This window comes from Salinivibrio sp. HTSP, assembly GCF_003390965.1.
In the GTDB taxonomy this organism is placed as follows: Bacteria; Pseudomonadota; Gammaproteobacteria; order Enterobacterales; family Vibrionaceae; genus Salinivibrio; species Salinivibrio kushneri.
Map to the genome: position 1 here is coordinate 1 of NZ_PXUD01000108.1, position 1,557 is coordinate 1,557.

A 1,557-nucleotide genomic window follows, 5' to 3' on the forward strand; every position below is an offset into this window, starting at 1 on the left:
ATTTATACATCGATGGTGCCATTGGCGACGATGACACAAGCCCCGGGACATTGTTGGATAAGTGCACATTGTGAACGGGCGCCTGTCACGATCAATGCCAATATTTGGTTCCTATGTCCGATGGCGCCGTGCAACGGGCGCGCGGCGGAAATCACACCAAGCTTGCGCGATCGAGTTGGCGCTTATGCCGACCTACGCCTGGTTTCTATATTGGTGATGCCATCGGCGACGATTTCTCGTTCCCACGCTCCTGCGTGGGAATGCATACGAAACTCGAACCCTGAACAGAAGTCGTGACAAAACTATCGAACCGCACTTCCTACGCCTGATCTATATATTAATGCGCCTGTTTATCAAACGCTGTATAGACGATGGCGTGTTACTCCAACACCGTCTGCAAATCATGGGTTGCTTGGTCGAGATCCCCAATATGCTCGCGTACCCAATCAGGGTTGTAATAGGTGTCTAGGTAGCGCTCGCCGCTGTCACATAACAAGGTGATAATGGAGCCTTTCTCGCCGTTGGCGCGCATTTCATTTGCTAGCATCAAGACGCCGTACAGGTTGGTACCGGTGGACGCGCCGGCTTTGCGGCCAAGCTGGCTTTCTAGCCAGTGAATGGTAGCGATACTGTGAGTGTCTGGTACTGTGGTCATTCTATCAATCACGCCGGGAATAAAGCTGGGCTCGACACGTGGCCGTCCAATCCCTTCAATGCGGCTGCTTTTATCGGTGGTCAGTGCGCTGTCGCCGGTGAGGTAGTAATCGTGAAACACCGAGTGCTCAGCATCGGCCACCATCAGCTGAGTCGGTTGGCAACGATAACGAATGTAGCGGCCAATGGTCGCTGAGGTGCCGCCAGTGCCCGGGCTCATCACGATCCAGCGAGGGATCGGGAAGCGCTCGTACTGCATTTGATCAAATATGCGGTTGGCGATGTTGTTATTGCTACGCCAGTCCGTCGCGCGCTCGGCATAGGTAAATTGGTCCATGTAATGGCCGTTTAGCTCTTTAGCAAGGCGGCGAGACTCGGCATAGATCTGATCTGACCGCTCGACAAAGTGCGCTTCACCGCCATAAAAACGGATTTGCTCAATCTTCTTACACGCAGTGTTTTTGGGCACTACGGCAATAAAACGTAAGCCAAGCAGACGGGCAAAATACGCTTCAGAAATGGCAGTACTGCCTGATGAGCTTTCAATGATGGTGGTGTGCTCATCAATCCAACCATTACACAAGCCGTACAAAAACAAAGAACGCGCCAAGCGGTGCTTCAAGCTACCGGTCGGGTGGGTGCTCTCGTCTTTTAAATAGATATCAATGTCCGTAAAGCTAGGGAGATCGAGCTTAATTAAATGGGTATCTGCAGAGCGTTTAAAGTCAGCTTCAATCAGGCGAATCGCGTTACCGACCCAAGTATGGCAAGGCTGTGGGGTTGTCATCATGCGTCTCCGAATGCGTCATTAGCACCAGTTTACGTAAAGTGTGGGATAAAAACCTTGCTATTTTTGCTCTATAATGACGCCAAAATAGAAAAATAAACTCTTAAATAATACTT

The 1,557-nt window shown here is 50.7% G+C and carries 2 protein-coding genes; one reads left to right on the top strand and one right to left on the bottom strand.

Annotated features, from left to right (window positions below; genetic code table 11):
• Positions 1–297, top strand: a 297-nt coding sequence (locus C7A19_RS15790; protein WP_235614322.1) for a hypothetical protein, incomplete at its 5' end; no start/stop codon positions are given.
• Positions 298–379: 82 nt separating this feature from the next.
• Here the strand turns inward: C7A19_RS15790 and C7A19_RS14675 are convergent.
• The gene (locus C7A19_RS14675; protein WP_116645271.1) at positions 380–1,444 is read right to left on the bottom strand and encodes a PLP-dependent cysteine synthase family protein; all 1,065 of its coding nucleotides are present in this window, start codon (positions 1,442–1,444) and stop codon (positions 380–382) included.
• Positions 1,445–1,557 lie beyond the last annotated feature (113 nt).

Coding starts and splice junctions, on each gene's coding strand:
- C7A19_RS14675 (WP_116645271.1), bottom strand. CDS start 1,444: ATGATGACAACCCCACAGCCTTGCCATACTTGGGTCGGTAACGCGATT.